We start from the raw sequence: 20,202 nt of genomic DNA, 5'->3' as shown, positions 1-20,202 counted from the left end.
ACTCGCCTAGCCCTTTTTTTGTTCAAAACGTCGTAAAAGGCTTCTGATGACGGATTGGATAGACGGTTTCCCCTGCCATTTCGTTCAACATCATTGCATTTCGATAGACGGCCATCCCGAGATTCGTCGCGGCCGGACCATGCGAATGTTCTATATTCGTATGCGTGAACAATTTTCCCTTTAACGACTCGCTCATGACCACCTCATACGTTTCCCGGACAGCCCATTCTCCCTCTGATTCCCACACAATCGGGAATCGCTCAATCCAGCTCGGCATGACCGGTCGATACCCTGTCGCCACGACAACGAGATCGTACTCTTTTTCAATCACTTCTCCCGTATATCGTCGCGTCCCTTTCAAACGATGTGTTAACCAATCATAAGAGATCGATTCCACTTCGACCTGTGTCATCATGTCAGCTAGCTTCTCTTCCCCTTCTGCCGTTCGGTGATACAAGGTCTCATAAATCGAGGTCATCGTCTCAGGGTTGACGCCATGACGGAAACGTTCGAATGACCCGAGTAGTTCTTGACGAGCGTCATACGGCAGCCCATGAAAATAATCGACATAATCCACACTAAAGATTTCGTCTCCTAGCTTTCCTGCCTCTAGTGACTCAAAGTGATCGGAGCGTGTGATCCAGTCGACCCGTTGCTCGTCCGTCGCGTCACGCAACAAGTCTAGGAAGACTTCCGCCGCACTCTGCCCACTCCCAACGACCGCGACACGATATCGGTCTCTGAGGACGTCCCGATAGGTCAAATAATCGCTCGTATGAATGACTTGTTCAAATCCATCTGGCACGAATGGTGCTGCACCCGTTCCTAGGACGAGATGTCTTGTATGAACTTGTATTGATTGACCATCTGATTCGACTGTCACGACGAACCCATCTTCTTCCGCTTGAACGTCAGATACATAATGGTCGAAGCGAATCGTCGACAGTTGATTTACAACCCAGCGCAAGTAACGATTGTACTCCGTTCGAGGAATCTTACCTTGTTCTTGCGTGATAAATGTTTGGAGACGACCTGTATCACTCAAATAGTTCAGAAAACTCGACGGATGGGTCGGGTCCGCTAACGTGACGAGATCTTGTAAATAATGTGTCTGCATCGTCATCCCTTCAATCAACATACCCTCATGCCACATCATTTCCGTCCGCTGCTCAAAACAGATTCCTTGTAGTGCTGTCTTTTCTGCAAGAGCCATGAGACCAAGATTATACGGACCACACCCAACTGCTATGTAATCGTAACGTTCCATATTTTCACCTCACCTCTTGTTTTTACACATTCGATTCTTGTAGAACAGAACAAGACCCTCATCGTTGAGAGTCTTGTTCGATAGTCTTCATTTCGAATTGCTTCATGAAACGTTCGATTCGACGAATCGCTTCTTGCAATTGTTCGAGCGATGTCGCATAACTTGCTCGAACGAACCCTTCTCCACTCTCTCCGAAGGCATTACCAGGAACAACGGCGACCCGCTCTTCAATCAAGAGTCGTTCCGCAAATTCTTCACTCGTCAATCCGGTATGCCGAATCGAAGGAAACGCATAGAAAGCACCACCTGGTACATGCGTCGGCAAACCTGCCTTGTTCAGCGCCTGAATAAAGTAGTTCCGGCGTTGACGATAGCTCTTCACCATGTTCGGCACATGTTGATGGCGAGAGCGCAGTGCTTCAAGACCACCAAATTGAACGAGCGTCGGCGCACACATCATGCCATATTGATGGACTTTCAACATCTCCCGCGTCACGACTTCTGGTGCGCAAGTGAAGCCGAGGCGCCATCCTGTCATCGCGAACGCTTTCGAGAAGCCGTTCACGACAATCGTTCGGTCTCTCATGTCGTGGAGCGTCGCAAAGCTGACGAACGGTTCATCGTAACAAAGTTCTGCATAAATCTCGTCACTGACGACCCATAGGTCATGCTTGGTCGCGAGTTCAGCAATTTGTGCGAGTTCCTCACCATTCATCGTGGCACCTGTCGGATTGGATGGGAAGCAAAGTAAAATCGCTTTCGTTCGTTCGGTGATGACACGTTCAACGTCATCTCGATCGAGACGAAAACCATTTTCCGGACGACATGCTACAGGGACCACTTTTCCGCCCGCCATCTCGATGAGGGGACCGTACGATACGAATGCCGGTTCGACCACGATAACCTCATCTCCCGGATTGAGGAGGGAACGAAATGCAATATCGAGTGCTTGTGAAGCCCCTGTAGTAACGATGACTTCCGAAGTCGGATCGTATTCAACTGAAAATCGCTTCTTCATATAATTAGCAATCTCTTCTCGCAATTCGATGAGTCCTGCGTTGGCACTATATGCTGTATATCCTTCTTCAAGAGCAGCATAGCTCGCTTCTCGCACGTTCCATGGCGTGATGAAATCCGGCTCTCCCACCCCGAGAGAGACAACATTTTCCATCGTCTGTGCCAAATCGAAGAAACGGCGAATGCCCGATGGCTTCATCGAGACGACTTGATTTGATAAAGACTTCATGGTGTGATGTTTAACCGCTTGTCTTCAGTTTGTGGGGTGAACAAAATGCCGTCATGCTTGTACGTCTTCAATTTGAAGTGAGTCGTCGTCGACAATACTGAATCTAGCGGTGACAACTTATCCGAAACGAATGAAGCGACGTCTTGCAGTGAGTTCGCACGAATGACGACTTGGAGGTCGTATGCGCCTGACATCAAATAAAGCGCCGTCACTTCCGGGAAGCGATAAATGCGCTCGGCCACATCATCAAACCCTCGTCCCCGTTTTGGGGTGACTTTGACATCGATGAATGCCGTGACATCATGCCGATTTATTTTTTGCCAGTTGACCATTGCCCGAAAACCAAGTAAGATTCCGTCTTGTTTGAACTTCTCAAGCATCGATTCAATCGTCTCTTCATCGAGTGCCAACAAATCAGCTAACATCTTCGTTTCGAGATAGCCTTTCTCTTCTAACAACTCTAACAATTCTAGTTCTTTTGATGAATACATACTTAATCTCCTTCTGTCCGACCAGGTAGCACGCCGGTAAACGTTCTCTCTGTCTGTCTCACATATGAACGTCGTTCTTCCTGAACAATATGGAAGTTCTTCATTTCCATGTCTGTCAGTCCATGTTTTTGACAGAAGCGCTCAAAGTAACGACGTCTCGTTTCGTCTTGTTTTGCCGACAAGTTATCGGTCCCGTTGAATGCGTAAAGTACTGTCGCGCGGGCAGGATGCGACACACTAAATTGTTCCACGACCCTTAATAAGAAATCCCAATCCCAGTAGTTATAGACGTCTTCGTCGAACAGACCAATCGTGTCATGAATCGACTTTCGATACATTGTACCAGACGGGATAAATGTTGAATCTTGACGTATCCGCTCTTGATCGAACTCGTATGCAAAAGGTTCCCATTCGGTCACGACACGACGTCCATGCTTCCATTCAAACCGAAACAATTCGGCATCCGTATAGACAAGGTCAGCCTGTTGAAGATCCCGTAAGCTGTCCTCGAGATGAGTCGGCATGAGGAGGTCATCATCGTCTAACAACAGGATGACATCGCCTTTCGCTTCAAGAACACCACGATTTCGGGCACGGACGTGATGATTTTCGCCGACTTCTATGACACGTACATCCAATTGATTCAAAAAAGGCGCCAAAAGATGTTGTTTTGGCGGCCCCTCATTATTCATAATCAAGACTTCGAACTGTTGAAACGTTTGGACCGTTAAACTTTCAAGCAGTTCTGTCAGTTCCGTCTCGCGTTTATAAGCCGGAATGACAATCGTAACAGTCGGATTCATCCGCGATATGCCGTCTCGACTTGTGGGAGGATTGCTTCCCAACTCACACCGTTCTCTTTCGAAACGGTCACAAAGTCACCATATGCAAACACACTTTCTACGCCTTCAATCTCGACAAGTTTTGCGAGGAGCGGTTGATCTGTCGCTTCGCCTGCTTTCACACTCTGACTTTTCGCACCGAACACGTTTTCTGGAAGTGTCACTTTCATTGCATTCGGGTTAGGTGTTGGATCAATTCGTAACATATTTATTCCTCCTTATAATTGGCAAGATGACGATGCGAAGAGTCGCTGTGCCATCTCGATGATTTCTGATTCTGGTGGACACTCATCGAACGCGTCAAGAAGTGTGCGCCGAATGATTTCGGTTAACTGTTCAGGAGAATTGACGTCAATCAATGCCATCATCACCTCATCGAACTCTGGTCCGTATGAACCTGTCCCATAACCGAGTGGGTCCCATGTCAATAATAAGTCTTCTGTACGCACTTGTTAAACCCTTCTTTTCGTTGAAATCAATGTCCTACCTCATCAATCTACCTTACTTTTCATTAGGATACCAGCCTTGACAAATGGATTCCTCTGTCTCACTTTGACACAACACTATATCTAGTATGGAACGAATAGGGATAATTGTTTAAACAAAACGTCAAACACTATCTATTCTGTCCGAAAGTGACGTAATGTTCAATGTAGCGATGATGATGAAATCGGATTCGTTTTTTGTGAAAAAACAAGCAATCATATTACATAAATTTTTTTCATCTCAGTTCTCTGTCTCAAATCGGCTCATGAAGCCCTTTTTGAGCAAAAGCAAAAGATCGGTCGATACATCCAAGAATGTCAAGCATTGCAAAACTAAATATAGATGTTTTATGATTAAAAAGAGATAAAAGTGTCAATATATAGTTAACAGGTATTTTGGTCGTTAACACAATATTGTGGCAGGTTAGGAAGTTCTTATTATACTTTCATAACGTCTACATTTATTAAAGGAGTGATCGATTTTGACATCCCCTATCCATCACGAGACGATGCTACCGGCGGCCCCAACGCTCGCTGACGTCGCCTCTCTTATTCAATCTATCCAGACGCGGTATCCTCAATTAAGTGTGGAGCGCTATGAAGAACGGGCGATTCGGGCGCTCGAAACGAAGACGCTGACACAAGATGTAGTGTATGACTTATTGACGATGCATGCGCTCGACATGTTGAAAGCCGAAGAACCTGACTGGACGTTCGTTGCGACAGAGATGTATTTGAACCGTCTCTATCTCGAAGCGGCACGCAACCGAGGCTACGAGGCTTCAATGCGCTATGGCAACTTCTATCACTTAGTCGAGACGTTGACGTCAAAACGCATCTTTACTCCAGCACTTTTAAATACGTACTCTAAAGAAGATATGGATCATCTTGAATCGTTAATCGATCCATCCCGTGACCGTCTCTTCACATATATCGGACTCCGGACGTTGTCGGACCGCTACCTCGGACGCGACCACGTGAAGAATCTTTATGAACTTCCACAGGAACGCTTCATGGTTATCGCGATGACCCTTATGCAAAAGGAAGATGAGACGACTCGTTTGAAACTCGTCGAAGAAGCGTACTGGGCTCTTTCAAACCTTTACATGACGGTAGCGACACCGACCTTGTCAAATGCCGGCAAATCATACGGACAGCTCAGCTCTTGCTTCATCGATACGGTCGACGACTCACTTCGGGGGATTTACGATTCAAATACAGACGTGGCGACACTCTCGAAAGGGGGCGGCGGCATCGGCGTGTATCTCGGGAAAATCCGTTCACGTGGAAGTGACATTAAAGGATTCAAAGGCGTCTCAAGCGGTGCCCTTCCGTGGATGAAACAATTGAATAACACGGCTGTCTCCGTCGACCAGCTCGGCATGCGCCAAGGCTCAATCGCCGTCTATTTAGATATTTGGCATAAGGATATCTTCGAATTCCTCGATGCGAAATTGAATAACGGAGACGAACGCCTTCGGACACATGACTTGTTTACTGGTGTCTGCTTACCAGATCTCTTCATGCGTACCGTCGAAGAACGTGGGGATTGGCACTTGTTCGACCCACATGAAATTCGTACGGTAATGGGCTACAGCCTCGAGGACTACTTCGACGAAACTGAGAACGGTGGGAGCTTCACAGAGAAATATATGGAATGTGTCAATACGCCAGAATTGTCTCGCGTGACGGTTCCTGCCATCGACCTTGTGAAACGTTATATGCGTTCACAGCTAGAGACAGGCACACCGTACATGTTCTTCCGCGACGCCGTGAACCGCGCGAACCCAAACAAACATGCAGGGATGATTTATAGTTCAAACCTCTGTTCCGAAATCGCGCAAAACATGTCGGCTACGACGATTGAAGAGGAGTACACGCAAGACGGAAAAATCGTCATCACGAAGACTCCTGGTGATTTCGTCGTCTGTAACTTGAGTTCAATCGCGCTCGCCCGGGCTGTGAAAGCAGACGTACTCGAACGTCTCATCCCAATTCAAATGCGTATGCTCGATAACGTGATCGACTTGAATACGATCGAAGTTCCACAGGCGATGATCACGAACCAAAAATACCGTGCGGTCGGTCTTGGTACATTCGGTTGGCATCACTTACTCGCACTCGAAGGAATCCGTTGGGAGTCGGTCGATGCCGTACAATATGCAGAAAAACTGTATGAAAAAATTGCGTATCTCACGATTCAGGCATCGATGGAACTTGCCAAGGAAAAAGGTGCGTTCGGTGTCTTTGAAGGTTCAGAGTGGCACACGGGTGAGTACTTCAAGCGTCGGAACTATCGTTCACACGATGACCTCGATTGGGACGGGCTTGCAGAAGCGGTTCATCAAAACGGTGTCCGTAATGCCTATATGATGGCCATCGCACCGAACTCCTCTACTGCAATCATCGCCGGTAGTACTGCATCGATTGACCCGGTTTATAAGAAAGTCTACTCGGAAGAAAAGAAAAATTATAAGATCCCCGTCACGGTACCGGATTTGACGCCGGAGACGAACTGGTTCTATAAATCAGCGTTCGAAGTCGATCAATTATGGAGCATTCGTCAGAACGCATCGCGTCAACGCCACATCGACCAAGCCATCAGCTTTAACTTGTACGTCAAGAACGATGTAAAGGCGACAGAACTTCTCGCGATGCATCTCGAAGCCTGGTCTCTCGGCATGAAATCGATTTACTATACGCGCTCAACAACCATTGAAGTGGATGAATGTGAGTCTTGTGCCTCATAACTAGTCTCATTATCACGAAGTTAGTCCGTTTTTATGAAAGGTGGTCCACCATATGAACATCGCAATCATTTGTCACTCGATGAGTGGAAACACGGAAGAAGTGGCAACGCTCATCGAAGCGACACATCATCACCGTGGCGACTCGATCGTCCGCTATGATGCCGATCGAGTCGGTTATCGTGAAGCTCAGTCCCTCGCTACATTCGATCTCGTCTATTTTGGTTCTTATACATGGGCAGATGGCGTCTTACCAGAGGAAATGAAAGACACGTTCCGTCTCGTGTTGAAAGAATTAAATGTGCCGATTCGGCAAGCAGCGGTATTCGGAACGGGTGACAAGATGTTTGTTCACTTCTGTCGTGCGGTCGATGAGATGGCGTACCACCTTTCGAAATACGGAATTCCGCTTGCCGGTGAACTACTCAAAATCGAGCAGTCACCACGTAACCAACCATACAACGTCCAACATTGGGCAGAACGAATGGCTCACCATGTAGAAGAAGGAGTAATGCACCATGTCGATTCAGAAAATCAAATTATTGTCGCCCAAACATCCTAACCGGGCAACTGCCATCATCGGTGGTGAAACGAGCTCAATCGTCAACTGGAACGACATCGCGTATCCTCAGTTCTATACGATTTACAAACAGTTGCTATCCAACTTTTGGATTCCCGATGAGATCTCGATGTCGAAAGACATGCAACAATGGTCGCAGCTGACCGAACGTGAACAGGATGCATTCAAACGAATCATCGGACTGTTATCGATTCTCGACTCGGTCCAGACACGTTATATCCTCGAGTCTTCGATGTTCTCATCCGACTCTTCGGTTCACGCAGTGCTTGCGGTCATTGCGCAACAAGAAGTCGTACACAACCAATCGTATAGCTATGTCTTATCAAGTCTCGTGCCACTAGCTGAACAAAATCGCATCTTCGACATCGCTAAAGATGACGAAATGGTCATGAAACGAAACCAATTTATTTTGGACCTATACGAAGATTTCCGTGAAACGCCTAATGCAGAGAACTTCGCGAAATCACTCGTCGCATCCGTCATCCTAGAAGGAATCAACTTCTACTCAGGCTTCGCTTATTTCTATAATCTCGCTCGTCACCAAAAGATGGTCGGTACATCGACGATGATCAGTTACATCCAACGTGACGAGATGCAACATTCATACTTCATCAGTCAGCTCTTACGTGCCGTATTGACAGAAAATCCTAAGATTGATGCAGACGGACAGTTCAGTCAATTCGTATACGACACGATGGCAGAAGCGGTCGACCTCGAGATCGAATGGTGTGAATATGTTCTCCGCGACCTCGACGGACTCGACGTCAGTGAAATGCGTGATTACGTCAAATACTTGGCGAACAAGCGCTTACGCGTCATCGGCCTAAACGACTTGTATGAAGGATTTGACGAAGATGTCATGCCATGGATCCGTGCCTATTCAGACGACTCGCTCAATGCGACAAAATCTGACTTCTTCGAACAGAAGTCACGTTCTTATGCGAAAGTGACAGACGCGAACGGATTTGATGATTTATAAAAAGCGAACCGAACCTTCCAAAGGTTCGGTTTTTTGACGTCATGAATTAGTGCAACATCCGAGCGTGAACAAAAAAGCCCCAGACGTTAAATTCTGAGGCCGTTAAGTCAATAGTATGTTTGAACATATTTAGCAATTCCTTCAGCCACACCTTCTGCCATACGCTGACGAGAAGTATTACTGCGAAGGTAAGTTAAGTCTGTCGGCGAAGAGATGAATCCTAATTCGACGAGTGCAGATGGCATCGTATTATACGTAATCACGTAATAGTTCGCCGTCTTTACCCCTCGGTTAGACATTCCGCTCATCTTATTTGCCAAGTTACTTTGAATGTTTGATGCAAGTACACGACTCCGAGAACTATGCGCAGACTGTGAAGAATAGAACGTCTCTAAACCTTTGGCGGCAGAAGAACCCGCTGCGTTGACGTGCATGCTGACGAATAAGTCACCGCGTAATGATTTAGCTGCAGCTACGCGTTCACCAAGTGTCAAATAGAGATCTGTTGAGCGTGTGAGTCGCACATTGTAATCGTATTTCGAACGAAGATATGCCTCGACACGCTTTGTGACATCAAGAACAATCGTTTTTTCATACAAAGAACCATTTAGTGCTCCAGGGTCTTTCCCACCATGTCCAGGATCGAGAATGATGACAGTCCCAGTAGATGTACTTGGTTTTGTTGTCATAACGAAACCTGAAGAAATATAGGCATCTTGTCCGTTATATTTGATTTTATGGAACCCGTTCACTGTTCCATAGTGAGAAACAGCTGTAGTGTGCTTGAGCTGACCAACCACGTTCGAATCAAGACTTGCTTTCGAGCGCACATTCAATACATCGCCCGGTGTGTTGATGTATACCGTCCCTTTCGGTGCAGCTTCCGGTGCTGCAGGGGCTTTCCCTTTCGTCAACCACGAACTCGCTGTGTAGTATACTTTCGAGCCGATATGAACCGTCGACCAACTCGAGTTGTACGCCTTATAGGAGACGGCCGTATACTTTGGAAGAACGAGCTGGATAGGTGAACTCTGGTGCGTTTTTCCGAACAAGTTGACCGTTCGGTTCGCATACCCTTGTGTGTGTCCGTCATTCGGCTCCGTTGACGTCGGTGGTTCCGTTGGCGTTTTCGATGTAGAGATCCAAGCAGTCGGTGTGTAATATGTTTCATTTCCAAGATAGACGATCGACCAGCTCGAATTATATTTGCTCGAGACGACAGCCGTGTTTAATGGAAGGACTTTCTGAACTTTCGAACGTTGGTTTCGTTCAGAGAATAATTTCAAATCACGATTCGCATATCCGTCTTTCTTCTCCACACCTGTATCCAATTCGCCTGGTGTGATTCCCCAAGTCGGTGTGTAATAGGTTTCATTTCCAAGATAGACAATCGACCAGCTCGAGTTATATTTACTCGAGACGACAGCCGTGTTTTTCGGAAGGACTTTCTGCACTTTCGAACGCTGGTTTCGTTCAGAGAATAACTTCAAATCACGATTTGTATAGCCGTCCACCCGTTCGACATTCGACTCTGTGAGTTTTGGTGCGATATAGGCTTTTGCGGCATAGTACGTCTTACCATTTAAATAAACCTTTGCCCAAGACGAATTGTGAACAGCGTACTTCACTTCCGTCCCTTTCTTAAGCGTGGTCACAATCGTCGCTGATCGATGGGACGTGACGCGGATGTTTAAGTTCGCAGTAGTCACACCGGTAGACGTTGTCGACTGGGTCGTCAACGAATTTGAGGTGGATGAAAGTTTACGAATGTACTGGGCCGAGGCGTAATATGTACGATTGTTTACATACACTTTATGCCAAGATTGATTATACGTACCATACTCTACTTTCGTGCCTCTCGGTAATGTTTTCACTACCGTTCCACTTAGACTAGGTTTCGTACGAATGTTCAAATTGACAGTCGTTTCTCCATCGTAAGTAGCAGCTTCGACAGACGGAAGTTGCATCCCGAACAATAGAACCGTTAAGATGAGGGCAACTTTCAATAGTTTCATTTTCATCCAAAATATTCCTTTCTCATTGCGGCATTTCCTACTAACAACAATTACATATTAGCATAATGCTTTTTTAAAAAAAGTAAATATTTGAAAAAAAGATGAATGTTTTTGATAAAAAGGTAAATGTTTTTATTGAATCGGCCGAATGACTAAAAACCGCTCCGATTCATAGTCTTCTACTGTTATCATGAACCCGTCTGTAACAAGAAAATCCTCGACTCGAATGAGTCCATCTCGTTTTTGATGAATCACAAATCCATCTAATCCTTCAATTGAAGCGATTCGATAGAAACGCTCTATATGATGTTCTCGTTCTATATATCGGTCGAACCGTTCAAATGATTGAACCGGAATTCCACCCCAGTAGCGACCTGATTGGTGCCTCATATAAGTACGAACGGATGCTTCCGTGATGGGGTCCGGTGTATGATCGAAGCGACCAAAGTCACGATTCGATTTTTCTTCGATCAGGTCGAACAGTGAATCGAACAAATGGAGGTTACTCAATGTACCGATTGATAAAACGGCACATTGCAATTGCTCGATGTGGCGTTGAAGCGACTGTCCATGCCGGTTCGGTTTCAGCTTCTTATCTCCTTCATAAGCGTTCAAAATTCGAGCCACTTCGCCCGCTTCTTCAACGATTTGAAAATAAAGCTGTTCTTGCGTCTCTCCTTCAGTGTTCGCTTCCGGTTGTCGGAGTTGAATCGCATATTGATTCGCCAGACACGTCGAGATGACAAGGACATCGAGCAACTCTTCTTTTAATTCATCCATCGCACCTCTTCGCAATGCTCCTCCCACTTCTCCCACTTCTTCTAACAATCTTGCCAGACCGGATAAAGGTCTCCAATAACCACCTAAATGAAGAATCATCTCATCAATTTTTTGTTGAACTTCTCTCACGCTCATTCACCTATCTTTCTGCTTTATTTACCGCTTACATGATATACTATGCTCAATTCAGTTGTCCGGAAAGGGTGGGTTTTATATGTCATCGGCAAGACTTTGGCAATTGCTTCGATTCGTACTCGTTGTGATTGGTTTATTTATGTTCACCTGGGTATTGAACATACTTTTTGAATATACGTATCCTTTCGTATTTGCCCTTCTCTTATCCTTGATGACCGTCCCGCTCGTCAATTTTTTTGAACGAAAAACAAATATGCCACGCGCACTCGGTACACTCATTTCCTTAGTCATCGTGCTCAGCATCGTCGTCGGTATCATTACCATTGTTATCATTCAATTGATTCACTACGCAACAATTGCTGCAGAGAGACTCCCTGAACAAATCGAGACGTTCACCGAATTCATCCAACGGGTATTCAATGAGAAAATAGCGCCGCTCGTCAATGATGCGTACGAGAGCTATCAACAGCTAAACCCCGGGCAGACGACATCTTTAGAAGGTGGAATCACGGAACTCGGCGTCCAACTCGCTGCTGCGATCGGCGTTCTCTCACGAGGAGTCGCAAGTGTCCTACAGAGCATGTTAGCTGCCCTCCCGCTCGTCTTACTACTCGTTGTCGTCATTGTTCTCGCTTGGTTCTTCATCACAAAAGATTGGCCATCATATATCGATTCACTTAATCGTTTGAATAAACGTAAAGGTTTTAAAGAATTTGAGGAAGTGATGATCAATCTTAAATCCGCCCTTTTTGGCTATGTACGAGCTCAATTCACTCTTATTTCTATCACGTTCGGAATCGTACTTGTCGGCATGTTCATCCTTCGTATCGACAACCCCCTTTCCTTCGCTCTACTTGCAGGGTTCTTTGACCTGTTACCATATTTAGGGGTCGGGACGTTGCTTATTCCATGGGCAGCCTATGCCGCTGTGTCAGGGGACTGGTTTGTTTCAATCGGGTTGATTGTGTTGTATATCGTCGTTATCGCCCAACGCAACTTGGCTGAACCGAAGATTGTCGGCTCCCATATTGGCTTGAACCCACTGGCCGCACTCATCTCAATTTTTGTCGGTTTGAAGCTATTCGGTGTATTAGGTTTCATCGTCGGACCCGTGCTTGCCGTTCTCTTAAAGGCGCTATACAACGCCAAAGTGTTTCATTATATGTGGCGGTTCATCGTTGGACCGCCTACGACGACAGCAAAAGAGCGATGAAATGTTGATTTCATCGCTCTTTTTTCATTTGAGGTACAGCCACATTGGGCTCATCTGTTTTACTTGGATGTAGCAAAAGACCGCTTGTCCCGGCTTCGTACGCCGCTACTGCTAGAATGCAGGCATCGATAATATCATCCACTTGCACGTTCGACATCTTCCATTTCCAAGGAGAGCTTTTGGAATACTTCCGAAGCAACTCGATTCTCTCTTCCTGACCCTCGCTCGTCTTTTTCCGATGTGACGCCTCTTGTCCCAACATGACCGAAAAACAGACTTCCGGATGCGACTCGTAGACGTTCTCTGCTTCCACGCGTTGAAACTCACGGATACGCGGAACGAGATGCCAAGCTTGTTTACTAATCCCTTTACCAACCAACGCCCGACTTCTTTCGTTTGCTTCCTCATACGTCGCTTCATGCAACACCTCTTGAATCGGCGGGGTGAAGACGGACGACTTTCGTTGACTGAGTCGGCTCCGCATCCACGCATCGCATTCGCGACTTGGATGGTCGACCGTCCCTAGATCTTTCGGCATATCTACAAAATGCATGGCACCGTCGATCAGTAGTTCCTCTATCGTTTCCGAAATCGTTAAACAAAGTGAGATGCTGTCGTATGTGATCCGTACCCAGCCGCCACGTGCACCATCAATCCCTACTCCTACCATGTCGTACCTCCTGTAACATCATCAACACGCCAAATACGGCGAGAAACATTGTGCTCCCTAACCAAATACGGTTCGGCCAGACCGTGTAGCAAAAGCCACACAGAATCGCCAAACCGATTAATATACCTGCTCTTACCGCTCCCACGATTCAATCATCCGTGCGAGTGTCCGAACCATGACACCAGTCGGCCCCTTCGGACCGAGGTCATTCGCTGCCGCACGTTCGCTCGTTCCCGCAATATCGAGATGTAGCCACGGTGTATCTCCGACAAACTCACCGACAAACGCGCCACCAAAAATCATATGTCCGAAACGACCTGGTGAGTTGTTCAAATCGGCAACTTCCGATTTTCTCACCTTGTCGATAAAGACATCAAAATATGGCATTTGCCATACAAGCTCATTCGTTTCGTGACTCGCCGTTTCAAGTGAACGATAGAGCGTATCATCGTTCGTCAGACATCCCGTCACGTCCGTACCGAGTGCGACAAGGACACCGCCTGTCAACGTAGCCACATCGATGATGGCCGTCGGTTCGTACGTTTTGGCAAATGTGACAGCATCCGCTAAGACGAGACGTCCTTCTGCATCGGTGTTCAATACTTCGATCGTCTTTCCGTTCATCGCTGTAATCACATCATCCGGTTTGAACGCATCACCTGAAATCATGTTGTCCGTCGCACCGATAATTCCGATCACGTTACGTTTTGGTCGCGTCAATCCAAGGGTCTCGAATAATCCGAGGACGGTAGCTGCACCACCCATGTCCCCCTTCATCCCGACGATGCCATCCTTCGGCTTGATTGAATAGCCGCCCGTATCAAACGTGACACCCTTCCCGACAACGGCGATCGGAGCTTCTTCATCCGCACCGCGATACTCGATTACAATCAATTTCGGTGGAATCGTCGAACCTTGGTTAACTGCGAGCAATGCGCCCATGCCGAGGGATTCCATCTCTTCTTTTTCAAGGATGCGGTATTTGAAATCATGTCGTTTCGCTAACTCGATCGCGTAATCCGCCAGTGTCTCCGCTGTCAAAATATTGGCTGGCATCATCGTTAACTCGCGTGCAACGTTGACCCCTTTTCCATAGGCGACACCGGCATCGATGTCCTTTTGATCCACGTCACCAAGGAGTGTGATCGTCGGCTCTTCAACCGCTTGTTTCGGCTCAGATTTGTATGTAGGATGTTCATACGTCGCCATCTCATACGCTTCTGTGAACATACGTGTCGCACCATCTGTAAACGTTTCGAGTGCTACCGCAACGTTTTTAAACCCACGACCCTTTATGACTTTCGCCACTTTCCCAAACCAGTTCCGAACGTTCTCTGTTGTCATGTCGTTCCGCTGACCAAGTCCGACAAACAAGACTCGTGCCGTTTCGCCAGCGAATGTCGGCAGCAATGTCACTTCTCCCGTTTTTGTTGACAGGTCTCCTGACTGAATGAGCGCTTTGACGCGTCCTCCGAACAATGTGTCGAGTCCTTTATCGATTGAATCAGCCGCGCCGATTCCGACGACCATCGTCTCATATGAATCTGTCCAATTTAATTGGGCAATTTGATACATGTTGCCACTTCCCTTCTATAATATATGGTAAGCATAACGAACTTCTCCAAAATAATGAAATAGTATGCGCAAGAGTCAAGAAATCTTCGAATTCATGGGCTATCTCCTCGTTGTGACGTTGTTTTATTTTATGATAGGATAAGAAAGTACGCAATCGGGCTTCTCTTCATCCTGAAGTGAGGCCAATTTGACTGGTCGAGGCTTCCCCTAGTCGTAGACCGTTGCTACTTTAACTTTCTATGTTCTCGTTAGTTCTTTTTTCTTTTCGGGTATGAAGTAACGAGACAGGAAAGTACACTATTTCTTTGAAAAGAGGGACTACGCTTATGTCACACATTAAAGGTATTGGTGCATCTGCAGGGATTGCAGTTGCAAAAGCATTCGTCATGGAGACACCTTCATTCGATATCCCATCACACAAGATTGAAGATGTCACTGCTGAAAAGGCACGTTTCCAAGATGCAATCGCACAGTCTAAAACTGAGCTTGAACAAATCCGCGAACATACGCTTCGTGAACTTGGTCCAGACAAAGCCGAGATTTTCTCAGCTCACCTTTTAATTGTTGAGGACCCAGAAATCGTATCGCAAGTGAACGAGAAAATTGAAAGCGAAAACATGAACGCTGCGAAAGCGCTTGACGAAGTCGCACAAACGATGATCATGATTTTCGAATCGATGGATAACGAGTACATGCGCGAACGTGCAGCTGACGTTCGTGACGTGACAAAACGTGTCATGGCTCATATTCTTGGGGTGACATTCGTGACACCTGCTTCGATTTCAGAGGAAGTCATCATCATCGCCGAAGACTTGACGCCTTCAGATACGGCACAACTTAACCGTAAGTACGTCAGAGGATTTGCGACAAACATCGGTGGACGCACATCTCACTCTGCCATCATGTCACGTTCACTCGAAATTCCAGCAGTCGTTGGGACGAAAGTGGCTCTTGAAGAAATCAAAAATGGTGACCTCGTCATCATCGACGGGACGGAAGGTGACGTGTTCGTCAACCCTTCAGAAGACCTCGTCAAAGAGTATGAAGGCAAACGTGCTGACTTCGAGGCTTACAAAGAAGAGTTGAAGCAACTCGTCAACGAAGAGTCTATTACAGCGGACGGCCATAAAGTGAAGCTTGCAGCGAACATCGGGACACCGAACGACTTAGAGGGCGTCTTGAAAAACGGTTCGGACGCAATCGGGCTTTACCGTACCGAGTTCTTATATATGGACTCTGAAACGTTCCCGACAGAAGAAGAACAATACACGGCATATAAAACGGTTATTGAAGGGATGGAAGGCAAGCAGGTCGTCATCCGTACACTCGACATCGGTGGAGATAAAGAGTTGTCATACCTTGACCTACCAAAAGAGATGAACCCATTCCTCGGCTATCGTGCGATTCGCCTTTGCCTTGAGGAAACAGACTTGTTCCGGACGCAACTTCGCGCCCTTCTCCGCGCATCGGCTCACGGTAACCTCGCCATCATGTTCCCGATGATTGCGACACTCGAAGAGTTCCGCGCAGCGAAAGCCCTTCTCCTTGAAGAAGAAGCGAAGTTGAAAGAAGAAGGAATCGAAGTCGGTCAATATGAAACAGGAATGATGGTCGAGATCCCATCGACGGCTGTCATGGCGAAGCAATTCGCAAAAGAAGTCGACTTCTTCTCAGTCGGTACGAACGACTTGATTCAATACACGATGGCGGCTGACCGCATGAACGAAAAAGTTTCTTACTTGTACCAACCGTTCAACCCTGCCATCTTGAACCTCCTCCACAACGTCATCACGGAAGCACATAAAGCCGGCAAATGGGTCGGAATGTGTGGCGAGATGGCTGGAGAAGAACTCGCGATTCCAATCCTTCTCGGTCTTGGACTCGATGAATTCTCAATGTCAGCTTCAAGCGTCCTTCGTGCACGTAGCCTCGTGAAGCGCTTGACGAAGACAGAAACAGAATCAATCGTCAACGAAGTCCTCAATATGGACACAGCTGAAGAAGTCGTGAACTTCCTTAGCGAAAAGTTTGACATCAAAAAATAACGTCAAAAGTCCTTCTCTCAAGCGCGAGAGAAGGACTTTTTTGCATACTTATTTAGAAATCGAAATCGTCCGGGTCCGGACCGACACGCTTATGTCGATCGAGCGTATCGATACGATTCATTTGCTCTTCGCTCAGCTCAAAGTCATACAAGCTGAAGTTTTCTTCGATTCGATGCGGTTTAATCGATTTCGGAATGATGACCCATCCCGTCTGTAGATGCCAGCGTAAAATCACTTGAGCGACAGAACGCTCCACTTCTTTCGCGACTTCCAGTAAAGTCGGCTCTTCGAACAATCCACCTTGCATAAGCGGCGCCCAAGCGACCGGTACGATTCCATGTTCATTCATGTACGTTGCCAATTCGGATTGACGAAGCAACGGATGCCGCTCGACTTGGTTCACAGCTGGAACGAGATCACTGTTCGCCACAAGTGTCTCGAGGTGGTGAATCTGGAAGTTACTCACTCCGACTGCTCCGACACGTCCCTCTCGATATAATGTCTCAAGGGCACGCCAGCTCTCGATCATTTTGTCTTCGACTGGCCAGTGAATCAAATATAAATCAAGTCTTTCTAATCCAAGACGTTCGAGTGAAGCTTCATACGCGGCGATGGCAGAATCATAACCCTGATCGGCGTTCCATAGTTTCGATGTGATGAACAACTCATCCCGGGAAATATTTGCGATTTCCATCCCTTTCCGAATTCCGATTCCGACACCTTCTTCGTTCTCGTAAACGGCTGCCGTATCGATATGTCGGTATCCTTGGCGAATCGCCTCGACGACTGCATCGATGACTGCGCCTCCATCTTCTACTTTGAATACGCCGAGCCCAATGGCCGGAATCGCTTTTTGTCCGTGATTAAGTTGAATCGCTTGCTCCATCTGTACCCCTTCTTTCGTGAGAATTCTCCTTTACTATAATGGAGACTCTCATTCTCTGGAATAAGGCACATTGAGGTAACTACTCAAAAAAGCCACTCCATTTCTCTCTGGAGTGGCTCGAATGATGCGTTATTCTGGTCCTTTGTCGTCGGCTCTAAAATCGAGCGCTTCACCAGCGACGACGGTTTCACCGAACGGAACCATTACGACTTTACCGTCTCCGTTCGTCCAAATGATCGGTGTGATGAGTGACGGCACTTTATCTCGAATCGCACCAAGATCGACTTCGAGAAGCACGTCTCCCGCTTCAACTCGTGCACCTTCTTCCACTTTCGCAGTGAATCCTTCCCCTTTCAGATTGACCGTATCGAGACCGACATGAATCAATAGTTCACGCCCATCGTCAGCCAAGATGCCAATCGCATGTTTCGTCGGGAAGAATGTCGTGATTTGACCTGTCACCGGCGAAACGACCTGTCCTGAGCTTGGTTCAATCGCAAACCCTTCTCCCATCATGCGACCGGAGAAGACTTGGTCCGGCACATCATCGAGTGAGAGCAACACACCCGACATCGGAGCTAAGAAGCGATGGTCTGCCTGTTCGGCCGCTTCCGGCGTGATGACCGCTTTTTCTACTTTCTCTTTCGGTTTATATTCGCCACCTTCGATGATGGTTGCGATTTGTGATTTGAGCGTATCCGACTTCGGTCCAAAGATGGCTTGAATGTTATCTCCTACCTCAAGCACACCGGCAGCACCGAGAGTTTTCAGGAGGTCTTTGTCGACTTGTTTCACGTCGTTTACGGTGACCCGAAGTCGTGTGATACAAGCATCCAAGTGTTTGATATTTTCAGGTCCTCCGAGTCCGACGAGTACTTCATACGGCAAGTCATCCCCAATGCCTGCTTTGTCCCCTTTCGCGCCGGTCTGAACGTCACGTCCAGGGATTTTCAGGTCAAACTTCGTAATGGCGAAACGGAATCCGAAGTAATAGATGACCGCAAAGACGAGACCGACCGGAATGACGAGCCACCAGGCCGTCCGATTCGGCAAGACACCAAAGAGAAGATAGTCAATGAGTCCGCCCGAGAAGGTCATCCCAATTTTGACGTTCAGTAGATGCATCGTCATAAAGGAAAGTCCTGCAAAGACAGCGTGAATTCCGAAGAGAAGTGGTGCGACGAAGACGAATGAGAACTCGACCGGTTCTGTGATTCCTGTCAAGAATGACGTGAGGGCAGCTGAGAAGTAGAGTCCTTCTACGTCTTTCCGACGTTCTTTCGGAACCGTATGGAACATGGCGAGACAGGCAGCAGGTAGGCCGAACATCATGAACGGAAACTTCCCGGTCATGTATGTACCGGCTGTGAACTCGACCCCGTCGCGCAGTTGCGCGAAGAAGATCCGTTGGTCCCCTTGTACGAGATCGCCGGCCTGATTCGTATATTCTCCAAATTGGAACCAAAACGGAGAATACCAGATGTGGTGAAGACCGAACGGAATCAAGGAACGTTCTACTAACCCAAAGATGAATGCTGATAAGGCAACGTTTGCCTCGATAACCGTGCTTGAGAAGTTGTTAATCGCATTCCCAATCGGTGGCCATATATACGCAAGCGCAATCCCGATAATCAAACTGAATGCGGCTGTCGCAATCGGAACGAACCGCTTCCCAGCAAAGAACCCTAAAAAATCCGGCAACTTGATGTTGAAATATTTGTTGTACGCGTAGGCTGCGACAAGACCGGCGATAATACCCCCGAATACCCCCATTTGGAGTGTCGGGATACCGAGAACAGACGCGTACTGCGGGTCGCCTTGGGCGATTTCCGCGGTAATACCGTTCCACGTGCTAATAACCTTGTTCATAATCAGATAACCGACAATCGCTGCTAGGCCAGCAACCCCGTCCCCGTTCGCAAGACCGATTGCGACCCCGACGGCAAACAGTAACCCTAAGTTCGCAAAGACGATGTCCCCGGCATCTGTCATGACTTGCCAAATCAGGACAAGTGAATCATTTGCCAGAAACGGGAGTAATTCAACGAGGTCCGGGTTTTGGAATGCGGTACCAAACGCCAAGAGAAGACCGGCTGCCGGTAAGATTGCAACCGGAAGCATGAGTGCTTTCCCGACTCGTTGTAAGACACCAAATACTTTCTTCCACATCATGGTTCCCTCCTTTGTCAGAATACTTACTTTTTCCCTCTGACCTTTGGATGAAACCGTTTCATAAAAAAGAAAAA

General features: G+C 47.2%; 17 protein-coding genes. 5 read left to right on the top strand and 12 right to left on the bottom strand.

Annotated elements, in window-relative coordinates:
- Positions 1–22: 22 nt before the first annotated feature.
- From KNO96_RS09565 to KNO96_RS09540, 6 genes are read right to left on the bottom strand one after another with little or no spacing between them, the layout of a single operon-like run.
- The gene (locus tag KNO96_RS09565) at positions 23–1,267 is read right to left on the bottom strand and encodes a lysine N(6)-hydroxylase/L-ornithine N(5)-oxygenase family protein (protein WP_214703471.1); all 1,245 of its coding nucleotides are present in this window, start codon (positions 1,265–1,267) and stop codon (positions 23–25) included.
- Positions 1,268–1,325: 58 nt separating this feature from the next.
- A complete protein-coding gene (locus KNO96_RS09560) occupies positions 1,326–2,513 on the bottom strand; it encodes an aminotransferase (RefSeq protein WP_214703470.1) in 1,188 nt (395 codons plus the stop codon).
- Complete coding sequence (locus KNO96_RS09555; protein ID WP_012726802.1) at positions 2,510–3,004, bottom strand: Lrp/AsnC family transcriptional regulator; 495 nt, start codon at positions 3,002–3,004, stop codon at positions 2,510–2,512. Before KNO96_RS09555 ends, KNO96_RS09560 begins: the two co-directional genes overlap by 4 nt.
- A 2-nt stretch (positions 3,005–3,006) precedes the next feature.
- Positions 3,007–3,807 carry a glycosyltransferase family 2 protein gene (locus KNO96_RS09550; protein WP_026825528.1) on the bottom strand — a complete coding sequence of 267 codons (801 nt, stop codon included), beginning with the start codon at positions 3,805–3,807 and terminating at the stop codon, positions 3,007–3,009.
- A complete protein-coding gene (locus KNO96_RS09545) occupies positions 3,804–4,052 on the bottom strand; it encodes a NifU N-terminal domain-containing protein (RefSeq protein WP_026825527.1) in 249 nt (82 codons plus the stop codon). The genes KNO96_RS09550 and KNO96_RS09545 overlap by 4 nt, the downstream gene beginning before the upstream one ends.
- A gap of 12 nt (positions 4,053–4,064) precedes the next feature.
- Positions 4,065–4,295: a DUF1871 family protein gene (locus KNO96_RS09540; protein WP_026825526.1), complete on the bottom strand. Its 231-nt coding sequence runs from the start codon at positions 4,293–4,295 to the stop codon at positions 4,065–4,067.
- 518 nt (positions 4,296–4,813) lie between these two features.
- Between KNO96_RS09540 and KNO96_RS09535 the strand changes: the two genes are divergently transcribed.
- Genes KNO96_RS09535 through KNO96_RS09525 form a run of 3 tightly spaced genes read left to right on the top strand, consistent with a single transcriptional unit; the run spans position 4,814 to position 8,637 of the window.
- Positions 4,814–7,081, top strand: a complete 2,268-nt coding sequence (locus KNO96_RS09535) for a ribonucleoside-diphosphate reductase subunit alpha (RefSeq protein WP_285800479.1) — start codon at positions 4,814–4,816, stop codon at positions 7,079–7,081.
- 52 nt (positions 7,082–7,133) lie between these two features.
- Positions 7,134–7,640, top strand: coding sequence for a flavodoxin domain-containing protein (locus KNO96_RS09530; RefSeq protein WP_214703469.1), 507 nt, complete (start codon positions 7,134–7,136; stop codon positions 7,638–7,640).
- A complete protein-coding gene (locus KNO96_RS09525; RefSeq protein WP_026825523.1) occupies positions 7,597–8,637 on the top strand; it encodes a ribonucleotide-diphosphate reductase subunit beta in 1,041 nt (346 codons plus the stop codon). Before KNO96_RS09530 ends, KNO96_RS09525 begins: the two co-directional genes overlap by 44 nt.
- Positions 8,638–8,744: 107 nt before the next feature.
- On the opposite strand, the gene KNO96_RS09520 is transcribed toward KNO96_RS09525, so the two are convergent.
- Positions 8,745–10,658: an N-acetylmuramoyl-L-alanine amidase family protein gene (locus KNO96_RS09520; protein WP_214703468.1), complete on the bottom strand. Its 1,914-nt coding sequence runs from the start codon at positions 10,656–10,658 to the stop codon at positions 8,745–8,747.
- Between the two features lie 126 nt (positions 10,659–10,784).
- Positions 10,785–11,567, bottom strand: a complete 783-nt coding sequence (locus tag KNO96_RS09515; RefSeq protein ID WP_214703467.1) for a MazG nucleotide pyrophosphohydrolase domain-containing protein — start codon at positions 11,565–11,567, stop codon at positions 10,785–10,787.
- 79 nt (positions 11,568–11,646) lie between these two features.
- Between KNO96_RS09515 and ytvI the strand changes: the two genes are divergently transcribed.
- The gene (gene ytvI / locus KNO96_RS09510) at positions 11,647–12,780 is read left to right on the top strand and encodes a sporulation integral membrane protein YtvI (protein WP_214703466.1); all 1,134 of its coding nucleotides are present in this window, start codon (positions 11,647–11,649) and stop codon (positions 12,778–12,780) included.
- 10 nt (positions 12,781–12,790) lie between these two features.
- Here the strand turns inward: ytvI and KNO96_RS09505 are convergent, their stop codons facing one another.
- Complete coding sequence (locus KNO96_RS09505) at positions 12,791–13,450, bottom strand: DUF429 domain-containing protein (protein WP_214703465.1); 660 nt, start codon at positions 13,448–13,450, stop codon at positions 12,791–12,793.
- 132 nt (positions 13,451–13,582) lie between these two features.
- On the bottom strand, positions 13,583–15,025 hold the full coding sequence (locus KNO96_RS09500; RefSeq protein WP_214703464.1) for a leucyl aminopeptidase: 1,443 nt from the start codon (positions 15,023–15,025) through the stop codon (positions 13,583–13,585).
- A gap of 326 nt (positions 15,026–15,351) precedes the next feature.
- Between KNO96_RS09500 and ptsP the strand changes: the two genes are divergently transcribed.
- The gene (ptsP, locus tag KNO96_RS09495) at positions 15,352–17,070 is read left to right on the top strand and encodes a phosphoenolpyruvate--protein phosphotransferase (protein WP_214703463.1); all 1,719 of its coding nucleotides are present in this window, start codon (positions 15,352–15,354) and stop codon (positions 17,068–17,070) included.
- A gap of 52 nt (positions 17,071–17,122) precedes the next feature.
- Here the strand turns inward: ptsP and KNO96_RS09490 are convergent, their stop codons facing one another.
- Positions 17,123–17,956, bottom strand: coding sequence for an aldo/keto reductase (locus KNO96_RS09490; RefSeq protein ID WP_214703462.1), 834 nt, complete (start codon positions 17,954–17,956; stop codon positions 17,123–17,125).
- Between the two features lie 129 nt (positions 17,957–18,085).
- Positions 18,086–20,125 (bottom strand): glucose-specific PTS transporter subunit IIBC, encoded by a 2,040-nt coding sequence (gene ptsG, locus KNO96_RS09485; RefSeq protein ID WP_214703461.1) that lies wholly within the window; start codon positions 20,123–20,125, stop codon positions 18,086–18,088.
- Positions 20,126–20,202: the final 77 nt, after the last annotated feature.

The organism is Exiguobacterium sp. s89 (assembly GCF_018617735.1).
Lineage (GTDB): Bacteria > Bacillota > Bacilli > Exiguobacteriales > Exiguobacteriaceae > Exiguobacterium > Exiguobacterium marinum.
The sequence above is the reverse complement of the archived record's forward strand: the minus strand, read 5'-3'. Positions and strand labels throughout refer to the sequence as shown.